Origin of the sequence: Nocardioides sp., assembly GCF_030655615.1 — a bacterium.
GTDB lineage: Bacteria > Actinomycetota > Actinomycetes > Propionibacteriales > Nocardioidaceae > Nocardioides.
On record NZ_JAURVJ010000152.1, the window covers coordinates 1 to 13,404 of the forward strand.

12 protein-coding genes are annotated in these 13,404 nt (G+C 74.3%); 7 read left to right on the forward strand and 5 right to left on the reverse strand.

Annotated features, from left to right (window positions below; all coding sequences use genetic code 11):
• Window positions 1–541 precede the first annotated feature (541 nt).
• Genes Q7T52_RS12575 through Q7T52_RS12590 form a run of 4 tightly spaced genes read left to right on the forward strand, consistent with a single transcriptional unit; the run spans window position 542 to window position 3,766 of the window.
• The gene (locus tag Q7T52_RS12575) at window positions 542–1,195 is read left to right on the forward strand and encodes a G5 domain-containing protein (protein ID WP_304802979.1); all 654 of its coding nucleotides are present in this window, start codon (window positions 542–544) and stop codon (window positions 1,193–1,195) included.
• Between the two features lie 41 nt (window positions 1,196–1,236).
• The gene (locus tag Q7T52_RS12580; RefSeq protein ID WP_304802980.1) at window positions 1,237–2,403 is read left to right on the forward strand and encodes an acyl-CoA dehydrogenase family protein; all 1,167 of its coding nucleotides are present in this window, start codon (window positions 1,237–1,239) and stop codon (window positions 2,401–2,403) included.
• An 8-nt stretch (window positions 2,404–2,411) separates the two neighbouring features.
• On the forward strand, window positions 2,412–3,179 hold the full coding sequence (locus tag Q7T52_RS12585; RefSeq protein ID WP_304802982.1) for a metallophosphoesterase: 768 nt from the start codon (window positions 2,412–2,414) through the stop codon (window positions 3,177–3,179).
• Window positions 3,176–3,766 carry a hypothetical protein gene (locus Q7T52_RS12590; RefSeq protein ID WP_304802984.1) on the forward strand — a complete coding sequence of 197 codons (591 nt, stop codon included), beginning with the start codon at window positions 3,176–3,178 and terminating at the stop codon, window positions 3,764–3,766. Before Q7T52_RS12585 ends, Q7T52_RS12590 begins: the two co-directional genes overlap by 4 nt.
• A 4-nt stretch (window positions 3,767–3,770) precedes the next feature.
• Here the strand turns inward: Q7T52_RS12590 and Q7T52_RS12595 are convergent, their stop codons facing one another.
• Window positions 3,771–4,232, reverse strand: coding sequence for a hypothetical protein (locus Q7T52_RS12595; protein ID WP_304802986.1), 462 nt, complete (start codon window positions 4,230–4,232; stop codon window positions 3,771–3,773).
• A 106-nt stretch (window positions 4,233–4,338) separates the two neighbouring features.
• On the opposite strand from Q7T52_RS12595, the gene Q7T52_RS12600 reads away from it, so the two are divergent.
• Both Q7T52_RS12600 and Q7T52_RS12605 read left to right on the forward strand, forming a co-directional pair.
• Complete coding sequence (locus Q7T52_RS12600) at window positions 4,339–5,805, forward strand: hypothetical protein (RefSeq protein WP_304802988.1); 1,467 nt, start codon at window positions 4,339–4,341, stop codon at window positions 5,803–5,805.
• 80 nt (window positions 5,806–5,885) lie between these two features.
• Complete coding sequence (locus tag Q7T52_RS12605; protein WP_304802990.1) at window positions 5,886–8,162, forward strand: serine/threonine-protein kinase; 2,277 nt, start codon at window positions 5,886–5,888, stop codon at window positions 8,160–8,162.
• Between the two features lie 8 nt (window positions 8,163–8,170).
• Here the strand turns inward: Q7T52_RS12605 and Q7T52_RS12610 are convergent, their stop codons facing one another.
• From Q7T52_RS12610 to truA, 4 genes are all read right to left on the reverse strand, one after another.
• Window positions 8,171–8,626 (reverse strand): Clp protease N-terminal domain-containing protein, encoded by a 456-nt coding sequence (locus Q7T52_RS12610; RefSeq protein WP_304802992.1) that lies wholly within the window; start codon window positions 8,624–8,626, stop codon window positions 8,171–8,173.
• A gap of 86 nt (window positions 8,627–8,712) precedes the next feature.
• Window positions 8,713–9,951 (reverse strand): nitrogen regulation protein NR(II), encoded by a 1,239-nt coding sequence (locus Q7T52_RS12615; RefSeq protein ID WP_304802994.1) that lies wholly within the window; start codon window positions 9,949–9,951, stop codon window positions 8,713–8,715.
• 32 nt (window positions 9,952–9,983) lie between these two features.
• The gene (locus Q7T52_RS12620; protein WP_304802996.1) at window positions 9,984–10,619 is read right to left on the reverse strand and encodes a class I SAM-dependent methyltransferase; all 636 of its coding nucleotides are present in this window, start codon (window positions 10,617–10,619) and stop codon (window positions 9,984–9,986) included.
• A complete protein-coding gene (truA, locus tag Q7T52_RS12625; RefSeq protein WP_304802998.1) occupies window positions 10,612–11,433 on the reverse strand; it encodes a tRNA pseudouridine(38-40) synthase TruA in 822 nt (273 codons plus the stop codon). Before truA ends, Q7T52_RS12620 begins: the two co-directional genes overlap by 8 nt.
• 300 nt (window positions 11,434–11,733) lie before the next feature.
• Here truA and Q7T52_RS12630 point away from each other — a divergent pair, with 300 nt between their 5' ends.
• On the forward strand, window positions 11,734–13,392 hold the full coding sequence (locus Q7T52_RS12630) for an FAD-dependent oxidoreductase (RefSeq protein ID WP_304803000.1): 1,659 nt from the start codon (window positions 11,734–11,736) through the stop codon (window positions 13,390–13,392).
• Window positions 13,393–13,404 lie beyond the last annotated feature (12 nt).

Here is a 13,404-nt window from a genome sequence, read left to right on the forward strand (position 1 = left end):
TCCGTGGCCCAGTCCGGCGTACCGGCTGCGGAGGTCTCGACGCGCGGTGACTTCGTCCCCGCGGCTCGACCACCGTGTGGTGGGCCTGAGTGCACTGACGTACCGCTGACCCGTCGCACAAACGCGACGGGTCAGCGACTCCCCACGGTGATCCAGCCGACGGGCCGGCTACGGCCCAGCGTGTCGAGATCCCCGCCAGCGGCCCACCCGACCCGACCCGACCCTGGAGCTGGGCGAGCCTCGACGACCATGTGGGCCCGGTCCGGCGTACCCGCTGCGGAGGTCTCGACGCGCGGTGACTTCGTCCCCGCGACTCGACCACCGTGTGGTGGGCCTGAGTGCACTGACGTACCGCTGACCCGTCGCACAAACGTGACGGGTCAGCGTGTCCTCACGGTGATCGAGCCGACGGTCCGGCTGCGGGAGTCTCGACCGGCTCGACCACCGCACACCACCCGTCGTGACCATGCCGAGACACCCACCTGGGTGGGCCTGAGTCGTTCGGCCGCGAAGAGGGTCCGGGCGCGCCTACGGTGCCGGCGTGACCACCCACCAGACCCTCCGGCGGCTGCCGGTCGTCGTCGCGCTCCTGGCCGTCGTGCTGACCGGCTGCGCCACGCCTGTCACCGGGCGCGCCGGCGTACCGGACGCCCCGGGCCAGGCCGTTGCCTCGACGACGACACCAGCCACGCCGGAGACGTCGGAGACGCCCATCAGCAGTCCGGAGCCGAAGGCACCGACGATCACCTACCGGACGGTGCGCCAGCGTCAGCGGCTTCCGTTCGAGCGGACCGTCCGGATGACCGGGGACCTCGACCGCGGGGTGACCCGGCTGGCGCGGGCGGGTCGGGCCGGCGTGAGGGTGCTCGTCTTCCGGGTCAAGCTGCGCGACGGCAGGCCCGTCGGCCGGCAGCGGGTCCGCACGATGGTGGCGCGCCGGCCGGTGACCCGAGTGGTCCTGCGCGGCACCCACGTCGACCCGCCGCCCGAGCCGAAGCCCCGGCCCGCGCCGGTGGCGGCGCCGCAGGACGACTGCGACCCCAACTACTCCGGCGCGTGCGTGCCGATCGACAGCGACGTCGACTGCGGTGGAGGCAGCGGCAACGGCCCGTCGTACCTCTACGGCACCGCGACCGTCGTCGGCAGCGACATCTACGACCTCGACGCCGACAACGACGGCTACGGCTGCGAGTGAGGGTGACGCGCAGCCGACCGGCGGCGTGAGAAAGTCGCACCATGGACCTCTCCCTCAGCGACGAGCAGCAGGCCTTCCGCCAAGCAGCGCGCGACTTCCTCGAGAAGGAAGCGATTCCCCACCGCACCCAGTGGGACCGTGACGAGTCCGTCGACCTCGCGATCGTGCCCAAGATGGCCGAGCTCGGGTTCTTCGGGCTCACCATCCCCGAGGAGTACGGCGGGCTCGGCGGCGACTACGTGACCTACGCGCTGGCGATGGAGGAGCTCGGGCGGGCCGACTCGGCGCTGCGGGGCATCGTCTCCGTGAGCAGCGGGCTGGTCGGGAAGTCCATCCTGTTCCACGGCACCGAGGAGCAGAAGCAGGAGTGGCTGCCGCAGATCGCGACGGCGGAGAAGCTCGGCTGCTTCGGGCTGACCGAGCCCGGCACCGGCTCCGACGCCGGCAACCTGACGTCGAAGGCGGTCAAGGACGGAGGCGACTACGTCATCTCCGGCCAGAAGCTCTTCATCACCAACGGCACCTGGGCCGACGTCGCGCTGGTCTTCGCGCGCACCGGCGCCCCCGACAGCGGCGCGCGGGGGGTGAGCGCGTTCCTCGTCCCGACCGACGCAGAGGGCTTCGAGGCCCGCGAGATCAAGGGCAAGCTCGGGCTGCGCGGCCAGGCCACGGCCGAGCTGTTCCTCGACGAGGTCCGCGTGCCGGCCTCCGCGATGCTCGGCGGCGCCGAGGGCGAGGGCCGCGGCTTCAAGGTCGCGATGTCCACGCTCGACAAGGGCCGGCTGGCCGTCGCCGCGGGCTGCGTCGGCATCGTCCAGGGCTGCCTCGAGACGTCGGTCGACTACGCCAAGAACCGCACCCAGTTCGGCCGCCCCATCGCCGGCTTCCAGCTCGTGCAGGACATGATCGCCGACATCAGCCTCGACGCCGACGCGGCGCGGCTCCTCGTCTGGATGTGCGCCGACCTCGTCGACCGGCACGAGCCGTTCGGCGTCGCCGCGTCCAAGGCCAAGCTGTTCGCCTCGGAGGCCGCCGTGCGCGCCGCCAACCTCGCCATCCAGATCCACGGCGGCGCCGGCTACGTCGACGAGTACCCGGCCGCCAAGTACCTCCGGGACGCCCGCGTGATGACCCTCTACGAAGGCACCAGCCAGATCCAGAAGCTGCTCATCGGACGGGCCGAGACCGGCATCAACGCATTCGTCTGAGCACGGCCGTGAACCCTGCCGCCGACTCCGTCGCCGTCCTCTCCGACGTGCACGGCGTGCTGCCCGTCCTCGAGGCCGTGCTGGCCGAGCCCGACGTGCGCAGCGCCGACGTCGTCGTCGTCTGCGGCGACCACGCGGCGGGTCCTCAGCCGGTCGAGGTGCTCGACCTGCTGGCCAGCCGGCCCGACGTCGTCCTCGTCCGCGGCAACGCCGACCGCGACCTCCTCGCGCTCGGCCGTGGCGAGCAGCTGGCAGCGGGCGAGCCCCACGAGGTCGACGCCTGGGCCGCGGCCCAGCTGTCCGAGCACCACCTCCGCCTGCTGGCCCAGATGCCGCACCCGGTCACCCTCGACGTGCGCGGGTTCGGCCCGGTCGTCTTCTGCCACGGCACCCCGCGCGACGACGACGAGGTCGTGCTGGTCGACACCCGCCTGGAGAAGTGGGCCGAGGCCTTCGCCGGCCTGCCCGACGAGGTCCGTACGGTCGTCTGCGGCCACACCCACATGCCGTTCGTGCGCCTCGTCGACCGCCGCGTCGTCGTCAACCCCGGCAGCATCGGCATGCCCTACGGTCGCCCCGGCGGCCACTGGGCCTTGCTCCGCGACGGCGACGTCTCGTTGCGCCGGGTCGAGGTCGACGTCGACGACGCCGTACGCCGGGTGGTGGCGGGCTCGTCCTACCCCGGGCGCCAGGCGTGGGCCGACACCTACGTCCGCGCCACGGCGAGCGACAAGGACGCCCTCGAGGCCTTCGGTCCCCGCGACGGCCGGTCATGACGACGCTCGACGAGACCCGTCCGCCGCGCACCCGTCCCGGGACGCTCAGGCTGGCCTGGGCGCTGGCCGGGACGGTGCTGGTGTGGGCGCTCGCGATCGTCACGGTCCTGCTGCCGCTGCCGTTCGTCGGGACCTACGTCGGGCTGGCGGCGAGCGTCGTGAGCTGGTTCTGCCTGGTGTCGGCGGGGTTCGTGCTCGGCCTGGTCGGCGGTCGACGGTGGGTGACGGCGACGACGACGGGCCTCACGGTCGTGCTGGCGGCGGGGCTGCTCAACTGGTGCAGCGTCGCGCCCGAGGCGTGGTTCGACTCCCACCGCTCGCTCTACGAGCAGGCGGTCGAAGACCTCGAGCCCGACAACAGCTATGACGGTGCGCTGCTCCCGATGCTCTGGCGTCCGCTGTCGGTCACCGGGCGGGTGCAGGCGCGCGGCTCGATGCTGTTCTTCCCGCAGTGGCAGGGCATCCCCGACGACGCCGGCGGCTACTTCCACGCACCCGACGGCTCGCCCGCCGGCACCGACATGTCCGGCATGATCTGCCAGGACCCCGTCGCGCTCGGCGACGACTGGTGGATGTGCGGGATGTGACCCGCTAGCTCGACAGCAGCTCGGCGAAGCTCCCGGCGCCCAGCACCGCCAGGAGCTCGGCGGCCGCGTCCGGGCAGCCCGCGGCGGCGAGCGCGTCCATGTCGGCGCCGTCGATGTCGGTGAGCAGCCCCTTGTCGGAGTAGAAGGCGAAGAGCGCGGTGCCGAAGGTCGCCGCGGCGTACTCCGCCGGCGTCAGGTCGATGACCTCCGGCGTCTCGTCGGCCAGGAACCCGCAGAACTCCTCGGCCGTCAGCGCCGCGCCCTCGTCGGCCTCGCCGTCGAGGTCGTCGTCGCCGGACGTGGCCTCGTTGAGGTCGGTCGGCACGATCGCGGGCGTGTCGGTCGTCCCACCGGAGCCGCCCGAGCCACCCGAGCCGCCCGAGTCGCCCGCGTCGTCGGACCCGCCGCACCCGGCCAGTCCCGCGAGGAGCACGATCGCGGCCACTCCGGCCCACCGAGTCGTCATGGGGAGAGACCCTCGCACAGGATCCGGGCCACCGCCATGGCCCGCAGGTCTGGACCAGCGAGCGCCCCGATTGGCCCGCACCGCGCCCAATTCGTACCGTCTCACTGTGCTTACACGAGTCTGGGTCGTCATCGTCGGAGCCGTCCTTGTCCTCACGGCACTCGCCGCCCCCACCCCCGCCAGCCCCGCCAGCACGGCGACCAGCACCGGCCAGGCCTCCCAGCGCCACCAGGACCCGCCCCGCCGTCGCGGCGAGCTGCCACGCAACCGCTGGTCGGGCCCGGCCGGCACGGCCACCATGCACGGCGACCCCGGGTCGTCGGACACGACGCCGCTGCGCGGTCCCGGCGCGACCCCGCAGGCCGTGCAGCACGTCGTGCTCCCCGGCGTCTGCCCGACGATCCTCGCCGGCCGCGACGGCGTCCCGCTCGCGCTCTGCACGGAGTACGCCGACCGCGCCCCGTCGGTCTACCTCCTCGACCCCACCACCTACCTCCCGCTCGCCCGCCTCCACCTGCAGGCCGGCGCCCTGCTGGGAGGCGTCTACGCCTACGTCGACCACCGTGACCGCCTGGTCACCGTCGACGGCTCCGGCGCGATCGTCCTGGTGGCGCACGACGAGAACGGACCCGCCGGCACCGACCGGCTCTTCGTGCAGCGCCGGATCCCGTTCACCCGGGCGATCAGCCGGCTCTGCGGCAGCACGAGCTGCGACTCCCTCGTCTCGGTCGCGCCCGGCTACGACGGGCGGATCTGGTTCGCCACGGCCCACGCCGCGGCCGGCTACGCCGACCCGCGCACCGGTCGGGTCGTCGTACGACGCCTCGGCAGCCGCCAGGAGCTGATCGGCAACAGCATCTCGACGGCGCCCGACGGCACGGTGGTCACGACCGACCGCGCGACCTACCTGCTGCGCGCGGACGGGCGTGGGCGCGTGCGCCAGCTCTGGAGGCGCGGCTACGACCGGGGCTCGGCGCGCAAGCCCGGCCAGCTCACCCAGGGCAGCGGCGCCACGCCGACGTTCTTCGGGCCACGCACCGGCCACGAGTTCGTCGCGATCACCGACAACGCCCGCCCGCGCAGCCGCGTGCTCGTCTATCGCACCAGCACCGGCGCCCTGCGCTGCTCGCTGCCCGTCCTCGCCCGCGACAACAGCGGCAGCGAGAACTCCCCCATCGCCTTCCGGCGCTCGATCTACGTCGCCAGCACCTACGGCTACCCCTACCCCGCCGGCACGACGGGCACGTCCGACCCCGCGTCGGCGCCGTTCGTCGGCGGGCTCGAGCGGGTCGACCTGACCAGGCGCGGCTGCCGGTCGGTGTGGCGCACCCGGACCCGGTCGTCGGCGGTGCCGCGGCTCTCGACCGCCGAGGGCGTCATCCACACCGTCACCCGCAGCGCGTCGCTCGCCTACGACCTGGTGCGCATCTCGCCCCGCGACGGCCGCGTGGTGAGCCGGTCGCGGATCGGCAACGGCCCGACCGCCGACACGCTGCAGATGGTCGGCTCGATCCTGGCCGACGGGACCCTGCTGCAGGGCAACATCGCGGGCCTCACGGTCACCCGCCGCTAGGTCGTGCCCGAGAACAGGCCCCACGGACAGGCCCGGACGGTGTCTGCCGCCGGGGCCGGGCGCCCCTTATCCTGCCGAGCATGACCGACGCGGACGACCTGCTCGCCGGACGCTACCGACGGGTCCGGCCGCTGGGGCAGGGCGGCATGGGCGACGTCTGGCTCGCCGAGGACGTCGACCTCGGCCGCCACGTGGCCGTGAAGCGGCTGCGATTCGACACCCCGACCGGGATGGACGCCGAGCTCGTCGAGCGGATGATGCGCGAGGCCCGCGTCGTCGCCCGGCTCAAGCACCCCGCGATCGTCACGCTCTACGACCTGGTCCGCGTCGAGGGCCGTCCCCACCTGATCCTCGAGTACGTCGACGGCGAGTCGCTCGCCGACCGCCTCGCCCGCGAGCGCACCGCCGACTGGCGCAGCGTGGCCCGGGTCGTCGCCGACACCGCCGGCGCGCTCGCCGCCGCGCACGCGGCCGGCGTCCTGCACCGCGACGTCAAGCCGGGCAACGTGCTCGTCGACCCCGAGGGCCGCGGCCACCTCGCCGACTTCGGCATCGCGCGCGGCACCGAGGACGTCGCCATCACCCGCGCCGGCGAGATGATCGGCACCCTCGCCTTCCTGCCCCCGGAGGCCGCCCGGCAGGAGCCCATGTCGGCCGCCAGCGACGTCTGGTCGCTCGGCGCGACGTTCTTCGCCGCGGTCGAGGGCCACCCGCCCTTCGTCGCCCCCGGCGCCGACGTGCCCGCGATCGTCGCGCGGCTCGTCCGCGAGGACGCCCCACCCGCCACCCGGGCCGGCGCCTGCACCGCCCTCGTCCACCGGATGCTCGCGACCGACCCCACCGCCCGTCCGACCGCGGCCGAGGTCGCCGTCGAGATGGACCGCGCGCTCGGCGGGCCGGAGCTGCTCCCCGAGACCGGCGCCGTCCTGCTGCCCGACCCGGCGCCCCCGACCCAGGCGCAGTCCGGCCTCGCACCGCGCGCCGGGCTCGACACCGCGGCCCACGCGGCCCCGACGCGCTACGGCGGACCCGACCTGCACCCGTCCTACCCGTCCAGCCCGTCCCACCCCTCCCACCCGTCCCACCCCTCCCACCCGTCCGGCCCCTCCACCCCGACCCCGCCCGCCGGTCCGCCCCCCGGCCAGGCACCCCAGGAGCCCGGCCGCGGCCGGCGCATCGCCCTCGTCGCCGCGGCGGTCGTGCTGCTCGCCGGCGCCGTCGTGGGCGTCGTGCTGCTCCAGAGCGACGGCGGCGGTGACGACACCGCCGACGACCCGGCCACCGACCCGCCCGGGTCGAGCCAGGGGTCGTCCGGGCCCACGGAACCCGAGGCGGGGCCGGGCTTCACGACGACCGAGGTCGGGGCCACACCGCGCCTCGCCAGCCTCGCACCCGACGGCGCCGGCCCGATCTACGTCGCCAACACCGACTCCGACACGGTCACCGTCGTCGACCGCGCCACCGGCGACACCACCAGCTTCGACGTCTGCGACGCCCCCAACGCCGGCGCGGCCGTCGCCCCCGGCGGCGGCGTCGCCTACATCCCGTGTGGCGGCAACGAGATCTCGGTGGTCGACGCCGGGAACGAGCTCTTCCGGATCCCGCTCGAGAACGTCCCCAACCCGCTGCGGCTCAGCGACGACGGCACCGTCCTCTTCGTGCCCCAGCGCGACGGGCAGCTCGTGCTCCTCGACGCCCAGTCCTACGACGTCCTCACCTCGTTCGCGCTGGGCAGCTCCCCGGGCCTCGTCCAGCTCGCACCCGACGGGACGGCGTACACCCCCGACAACGGGAGCGGCTCGATCTTCCGGGTCCTGCCCGACCTCGAGACCGTCGCCGAGGTCCCGGTCGACGCCAGCCCCAACGGGCTGCAGGTGAGCGAGGACGGCAGCAAGGTCTACGTCACCCTCGACGGCGGGCTGCTGCAGGTCGTCGAGCGCGGCCAGGACGGCGCCGACGACACCCCCGGCCCGACGTACTCGCTCCCGGGCGAGACCACCGGCAAGGTCCGCCAGCAGCCCGGCAGCAACCGGGGCTGGATCCCCGACCCGGCCGGCGGCGTCATCTGGGTGGTCGACCTCGACACCGGCGAGCTCGTCGACACCGTCGACCTCGAGGGCGAGCCGGGCACCATCGTGTCGTTCAGCCCCGACGGCGCCACGGCCTACGTCCCCGACTACGGCAACGGCGTGGTTGCCGCGATCGACACGACCGACCTCACGGTCAGCGCGCTCGACGGCGCCGGCGACTCCCCCCGCAACGTCACCATCACCCCCGACGGGGCCCTGATGTACGTCGTCGGCCTGGCCGGCGGCGACGAGACGGCCGGCACGCTCACCGCCGTGCCCCTCGGCTAGCGCGTGTCCTAGGGGGCCCGGCGGCTCCACCGCTCCACGACCGTCCGCGCCCCACGGCTGTGCAGGCCGTGGGTACGGAACGTCGCGGCGACGATGTGGTCCTTGCTGCTCATCAGCGCGAGCAGCAGGTGCCCGCTGCCGACGCGCGCGCCCTGGGTGATCCCCCGGACCCCCAGGGCCCGGACCAGCAGCTCCCGGGTCGGCTCGGTGATGCGCCGCCCCTCCCAGTCGGGCGGGTCGTCGAACGGCGGGTTGACCGCCGTCAGCACCGTCGCCAGCCCGATCCCCACGGACTCGATCTCCTCGAGCGCGATCGTGTCGGCCGCCGCCAGCCACTCGCGGTCGAGGGTCACCCGCACCTCGTCGGGGTCGGCCCCGAGCTCGACCAGCACGTCGCGCACCATCTGGTCGCCCAGCACCGCGCGGAGCAGGTGGTGCGGGTGGACGTCGTGGCGGTCGGCCATGGCCGAACCGTACGACGCGGAGGTGTCCGGCGGGTGTCGCGTCCCGTCCCCGGGCACGTCCCCGGGCACGTCCCCGGGCGTCGGCGTCAGGCCGACAGCCGCACGCAGAAGCGGGTCCCGCCCCCGGGCACCGCCTCGACCGTGACGTCGCCGCCGTGGAGCTCGGCGATGCGGCGCGACACCGCGAGCCCGACCCCCGAGCCCGCGACCGCCGGGTCGGCCGAGGAGCCCCGGTCGAACATCGAGAAGATCCGGTCGCGGTCGTCCGCGTCGAGGGTGTCGCCGTTGTCGGCGACCCGGACCACGACGCAGCCGGGCGCGTCGACGACGGCGTCGACGACCACCTCGACCCGACGGTCGGCGGGCACGTACTTGAGCGCGTTGCCCACCAGGTTGCCGAACAGCTGCGACAGCAGGCGCTCGTCGCCGGTGACCGGGGGCAGCGGCTCCACCCGGATGTCGGTGTCGCGGTCGGTCGCGCCCAGGTGCTCGGCGACGACCTGCTCGACCAGCGTCGTCAGGTCGACGGGCTCCCGGGTGGCCAGCACGCGGCCGACGCCGAGGTAGCGCAGGATGTCGTCGATCAGGGCCACCCCGCGGTCGGCCGCGGCGTCGAGCCGCTCGACCCAGTCGGTCGACGGCAGGCCCTCCGGCTCGACCTCGTGGGCGAGCAGCTCGGCGTAGCCCTTGATGACCGTCAGCGGCACCCGGAGGTCGTGGGCCATGGCGGCGGAGAAGGTGCTGAGGTCGTCGTCGGCGCGGCGCAGGTCGTCGGCCGCCGCCTGGCGGTCGGTCACGTCGGTCATGAACGTGTGGAGCGACGTGCGGCCGTGCTCGTCGGCGACCGACCACACGACGCAGTCGATGCGGAGCAGCCGGCCGTCGCGGGCCGACATCGGTACGTCGGGGTGGCGGCCGATGATCGTCGACGTGCGGGTGGCGCGGAAGTCGGCGACCTGGCGCCGGTGCAGGTCGGCGCGGGCCGAGCTGAGCAGCAGCTCGCCGACGTCGAGTCCGAGGACCTCGTCGCGGGTCCACCCGAAGATCTCCTCGGCCGCGGGGTTCCACTCGGTCAGGCCGCCCTGCTCGTCGACCGAGACGTAGGCGTCCGGCGACTGGTCGATCACGCGTCGGGTCGCGGCCTCGGCCTCGAGCCGGGCCGAGACGGCGACCTCGCGGTCGCGGACGGCGACGTGGGTCTCGGCACGGGCCTCGTCGGCGTCGGCCCGGCTGTCGGCCCGGCTGTCGCGGCGCGACACCAGCGGCACGAGCGGTCGCAGCGGCCCGAGGAGGGACGCGAGCAGCGCCACCGGTCGTCCCTTCACCGGGACATTCTGTCGAACGGGCGGTGGCCGCGTCAGGCTTTGCGCGACTCGAGCACCCGGAAGCCCTTGGCGCTGGCGAGCCGCTCGGTCGGGTAGCCCTGCTCGCCGAGCCAGCGCTGGAGGGAGTCGGCGCCGAGGTTCTTGCCGACCACCATCACGGCGCGACCGCCCGGGGCGAGGCGCGGCAACCAGGTGAGGAGCAGCTCGTGCAGCGCGGCCTTGCCGATCCGGATCGGCGGGTTGGACCAGATCTCGTCCCAGGTCGCCGCGGCGTCGACCTCCGCGGGCGTCGCGGCGGTGAACCGGTCGATGAGCCCGAGGGCGGCGGCGTTCTCGCGCGCCAGCAGCACCGCGCGCGCGTTGACGTCGACCGCGGTGACCCGCAGTCCCGGCACGACCGACGCGAGGGCGAGCCCGATGACGCCGTAGCCGCAGCCGAGGTCGAGGACCGACCCGATCCCCGACGGCGGCGCGGTCTCGCGGAAGAGGATCGAGGTGCCGATGTCGACCCGGCCCTGGGCGAAGACGCCCGAGCCCGACACGAGCGACAACCGACGGCCCCACACCTCGGTCTCGACCGGCGCGCGCTTGAACGGCACCGACGGGTCGGCGGTGAAGTAGTGCTCGGGCTCTGGCTCGGTCCCTGGCTCGGTCCCCGGCTCAGTCATGACGTGCCTCCTCGGCCACCCGGCGGGCCATCGTCTGCACGGCGCGTACAGCCAGCTCGATGTCGGCCGGGTAGGCGACCTCCTCGAGCGTGAGGCCGTGGGCGTGGACGACCGCGACGCCCGCGTCGCGGCGCTCGGCGCGCAGGATCTCGCCCGCCCAGGCCACTGGACGACGTCCCTCCCCCACGGCCAGCAGGCACCCGACGAGCGAGCGGACCATCGAGTGGCAGAACGCGTCGGCCTTGACGGTCGCGGTCGCCACCCCGGCGTCGTCGCGGGCCCAGGACAGCTCGAGAAGGGTCCGGATCGTCGTCGCGCCCTCGCGCTGCTTGCAGAACGACGCGAAGTCGTGCTGCCCGACCAGCAGGGCCGACGCCTCGTTCATCAGGTCGAGGTCGAGGGGGCGCGGCCAGGCGAGCACGTGCGCGCGGGTCAGCGGGTCCGCGAGCTCGACCGCGTCGGCGACGCGGTAGGCGTAGCGCCGCCAGAGCGCACCGAAGCGCGCGTCGAACCCCTCGGCCGCCGCGGCCACCCGGCGTACACGCACGTCGGCGGGAAGCACCCCGTTGAGCCGCCGGGCCAGCCGGTCGACCCCCTCGGGCAGCCCGTCCTCCGCCACGTCGGTGTGCACGACCTGGCCCCGGGCGTGGACCCCGGCGTCGGTCCGGCCGGCGCAGACGACCTGGACGTCGGGGGTGCGCAGCACGGTGGCGAGGGCCGCGGTCAGCTCGCCCTGGACGGTGCGCAGCCCCGGCTGGGTCGCCCACCCGTGGAAGCCGGTGCCGTCGTAGGCAAGGTCGATCCGCAGGCGCACCCCGCCATCCTCCCGCAGCGCCGACGAGACCCAGGTCACCACCCCGTCACCCCCACGGGCTGGGTCCGCCCGGTCGGCGCGGGGAACCGTCGAGACATGTTCCTCTTCTTCAGCAACCGGCTCGGCTGTGCCGGCTCGCTGCTCGTGTCACTGGCCCTGACCGCCGCGATCGTCCTGCTGGTGCTGATCCTGTGACCCGGGCGTTGGCGCGGTCGTTCCTGCGGCTGCTGCTGTGGCGGGGAGAGGCGGTCGGCCGCAAGGGACTCGTGTAGGAAACGTTCGGCTCCTAGGGTTGGAGGCGTGCCAGACCCCACGATCCTCCTCGTCTCGGCCAAGCACGCCGAGTTCCTGCTCGACGAGTTCGGCCGCTACGCCCGCGACTACGACCTGCGCACCGCCGGCTCCAGCGCCGAGGCGGTGCAGGTGATCCTCGACGTCAAGGCCGAGGGCGGCACGGTCGCCCTGATGGTCCAGGACGGCGACCTGCCCGACGCCGAGCCCCTGATGGCCTTCCACCACTGGCGGGCCAAGGTCCCGACCGCGCGCCGGGTCATCGCGGCGCCGTACGAGCGGTTCCTCGTCCACGCCGCCGAGCTGCGCGCGGGCATGGCCAAGGGCAAGTACGACGCCTACCTGCTGATGCCGCGCGGGGTGCGCGACGAGGAGTTCCACGGCGCGATCACCGAACTGCTGTCCGACTGGGGCCAGACCGTCGCCATGCCCGAGGTCGAGACCGTGCGGATCGTGTCGCCGCCGGGACACCCGCTCACCACCGCGGTCCGCGAGTTCACCGAGCGGATGGGCATGCCCACGCGCGTCTACACCCCCGACACCGAGCAGGGCCGGGAGGTCGTCGAGGAGTTCGAGGCGGCCGGCGGCACCGTCACCTGGCCGCTGCTGCGCACGATGGGCCGCCCGGCGTACGCCCCCTCGACGGTGCGCGAGGTCGCGACCCAGATCTACGGCGCGCCCGGTGACTTCACGATCGAGGGCGTGGTCGACCTCGCCATCGTCGGCGCCGGGCCGGCCGGCCTCGCCGCCGCGGTCTACGGCGGCAGCGAGGGCCTCTCGACCGTCGTCCTCGAGGCCGAGGCGATCGGCGGCCAGGCCGGGACGAGCTCGATGATCCGCAACTACCTGGGCTTCCCGCGCGGCATCTCCGGGATGCGGCTGGCGCAGCGCGCCCGCAACCAGGCGATCCGCTTCGGCGTGCAGTTCTTCACCGGCTGGGAGGTCGACGCGCTCGAGCTGAGCCCCGAGGGCCACCACCTGCTGGTCACCGAGGGCGGCGTGGTCGAGGCGCGCTCGGTCGTGATCGCGACCGGCGTCGCCTACCGCAAGCTCGGCTGCGAGGGCGTCGAGGCGCTCGTCGGTCTCGGCGTCACCTACGGCTCGGCGATGTCGGCGGCGCGCGAGACCGAGGGCTACGACGTCGTGGTCGTCGGTGGTGGCAACTCGGCCGGGCAGGCCGCCATCCACCTGGCGAAGTTCGCCGCCTCGGTCACGATCATGGTGCGCCGCCCCTCGCTCGAGGCGACGATGTCGCAGTACCTGATCAACGAGATCGCCTACAACCCGCGCATCAAGGTGGAGACCTGCGCCGAGGTCGTCGACGGCGGCGGCGAGGGCCGGCTCGAGTGGCTCGACGTCCGCGACGTCGAGTCGGGGTCCGTCGCGCGTCGTGAGGCCCAGGGGCTCTTCCTGCTCCTCGGCGCCGAGCCCCACTGCGACTGGCTGCCGGGCCACGTCGCCCGCGACTCGCACGGCTTCGTGCTCACCGGCCGCGACGTCCCGCCGGCCTCCTGGGCCGACGGCCTGCCCCCGGCCAACCTGGCCACCACCGTGCCCGGCGTCTTCGCCGTGGGCGACATCCGCGCGGGCTCGATGAAGCGGGTCGCCTCCGCGTCCGGCGAGGGCGCGAGCGTGGTGCCGCTGGTGCACACCTGGCTGGCGCCCTGACCGGTAGTCCCG

Bases quoted from the DNA above. Each gene is read 5' to 3' on its own strand.
- Q7T52_RS12580 (WP_304802980.1), top strand. From the start codon at position 1,237: ATGGACCTCTCCCTCAGCGACGAGCAGCAGGCCTTCCGCCAAGCAGCG.
- Q7T52_RS12590 (WP_304802984.1), top strand. From the start codon at position 3,176: ATGACGACGCTCGACGAGACCCGTCCGCCGCGCACCCGTCCCGGGACG.
- Q7T52_RS12610 (WP_304802992.1), bottom strand. From the start codon at position 8,626: ATGGCCGACCGCCACGACGTCCACCCGCACCACCTGCTCCGCGCGGTG.
- Q7T52_RS12605 (WP_304802990.1), top strand. From the start codon at position 5,886: ATGACCGACGCGGACGACCTGCTCGCCGGACGCTACCGACGGGTCCGG.
- Q7T52_RS12620 (WP_304802996.1), bottom strand. From the start codon at position 10,619: ATGACTGAGCCGGGGACCGAGCCAGGGACCGAGCCAGAGCCCGAGCAC.
- Q7T52_RS12595 (WP_304802986.1), bottom strand. From the start codon at position 4,232: ATGACGACTCGGTGGGCCGGAGTGGCCGCGATCGTGCTCCTCGCGGGA.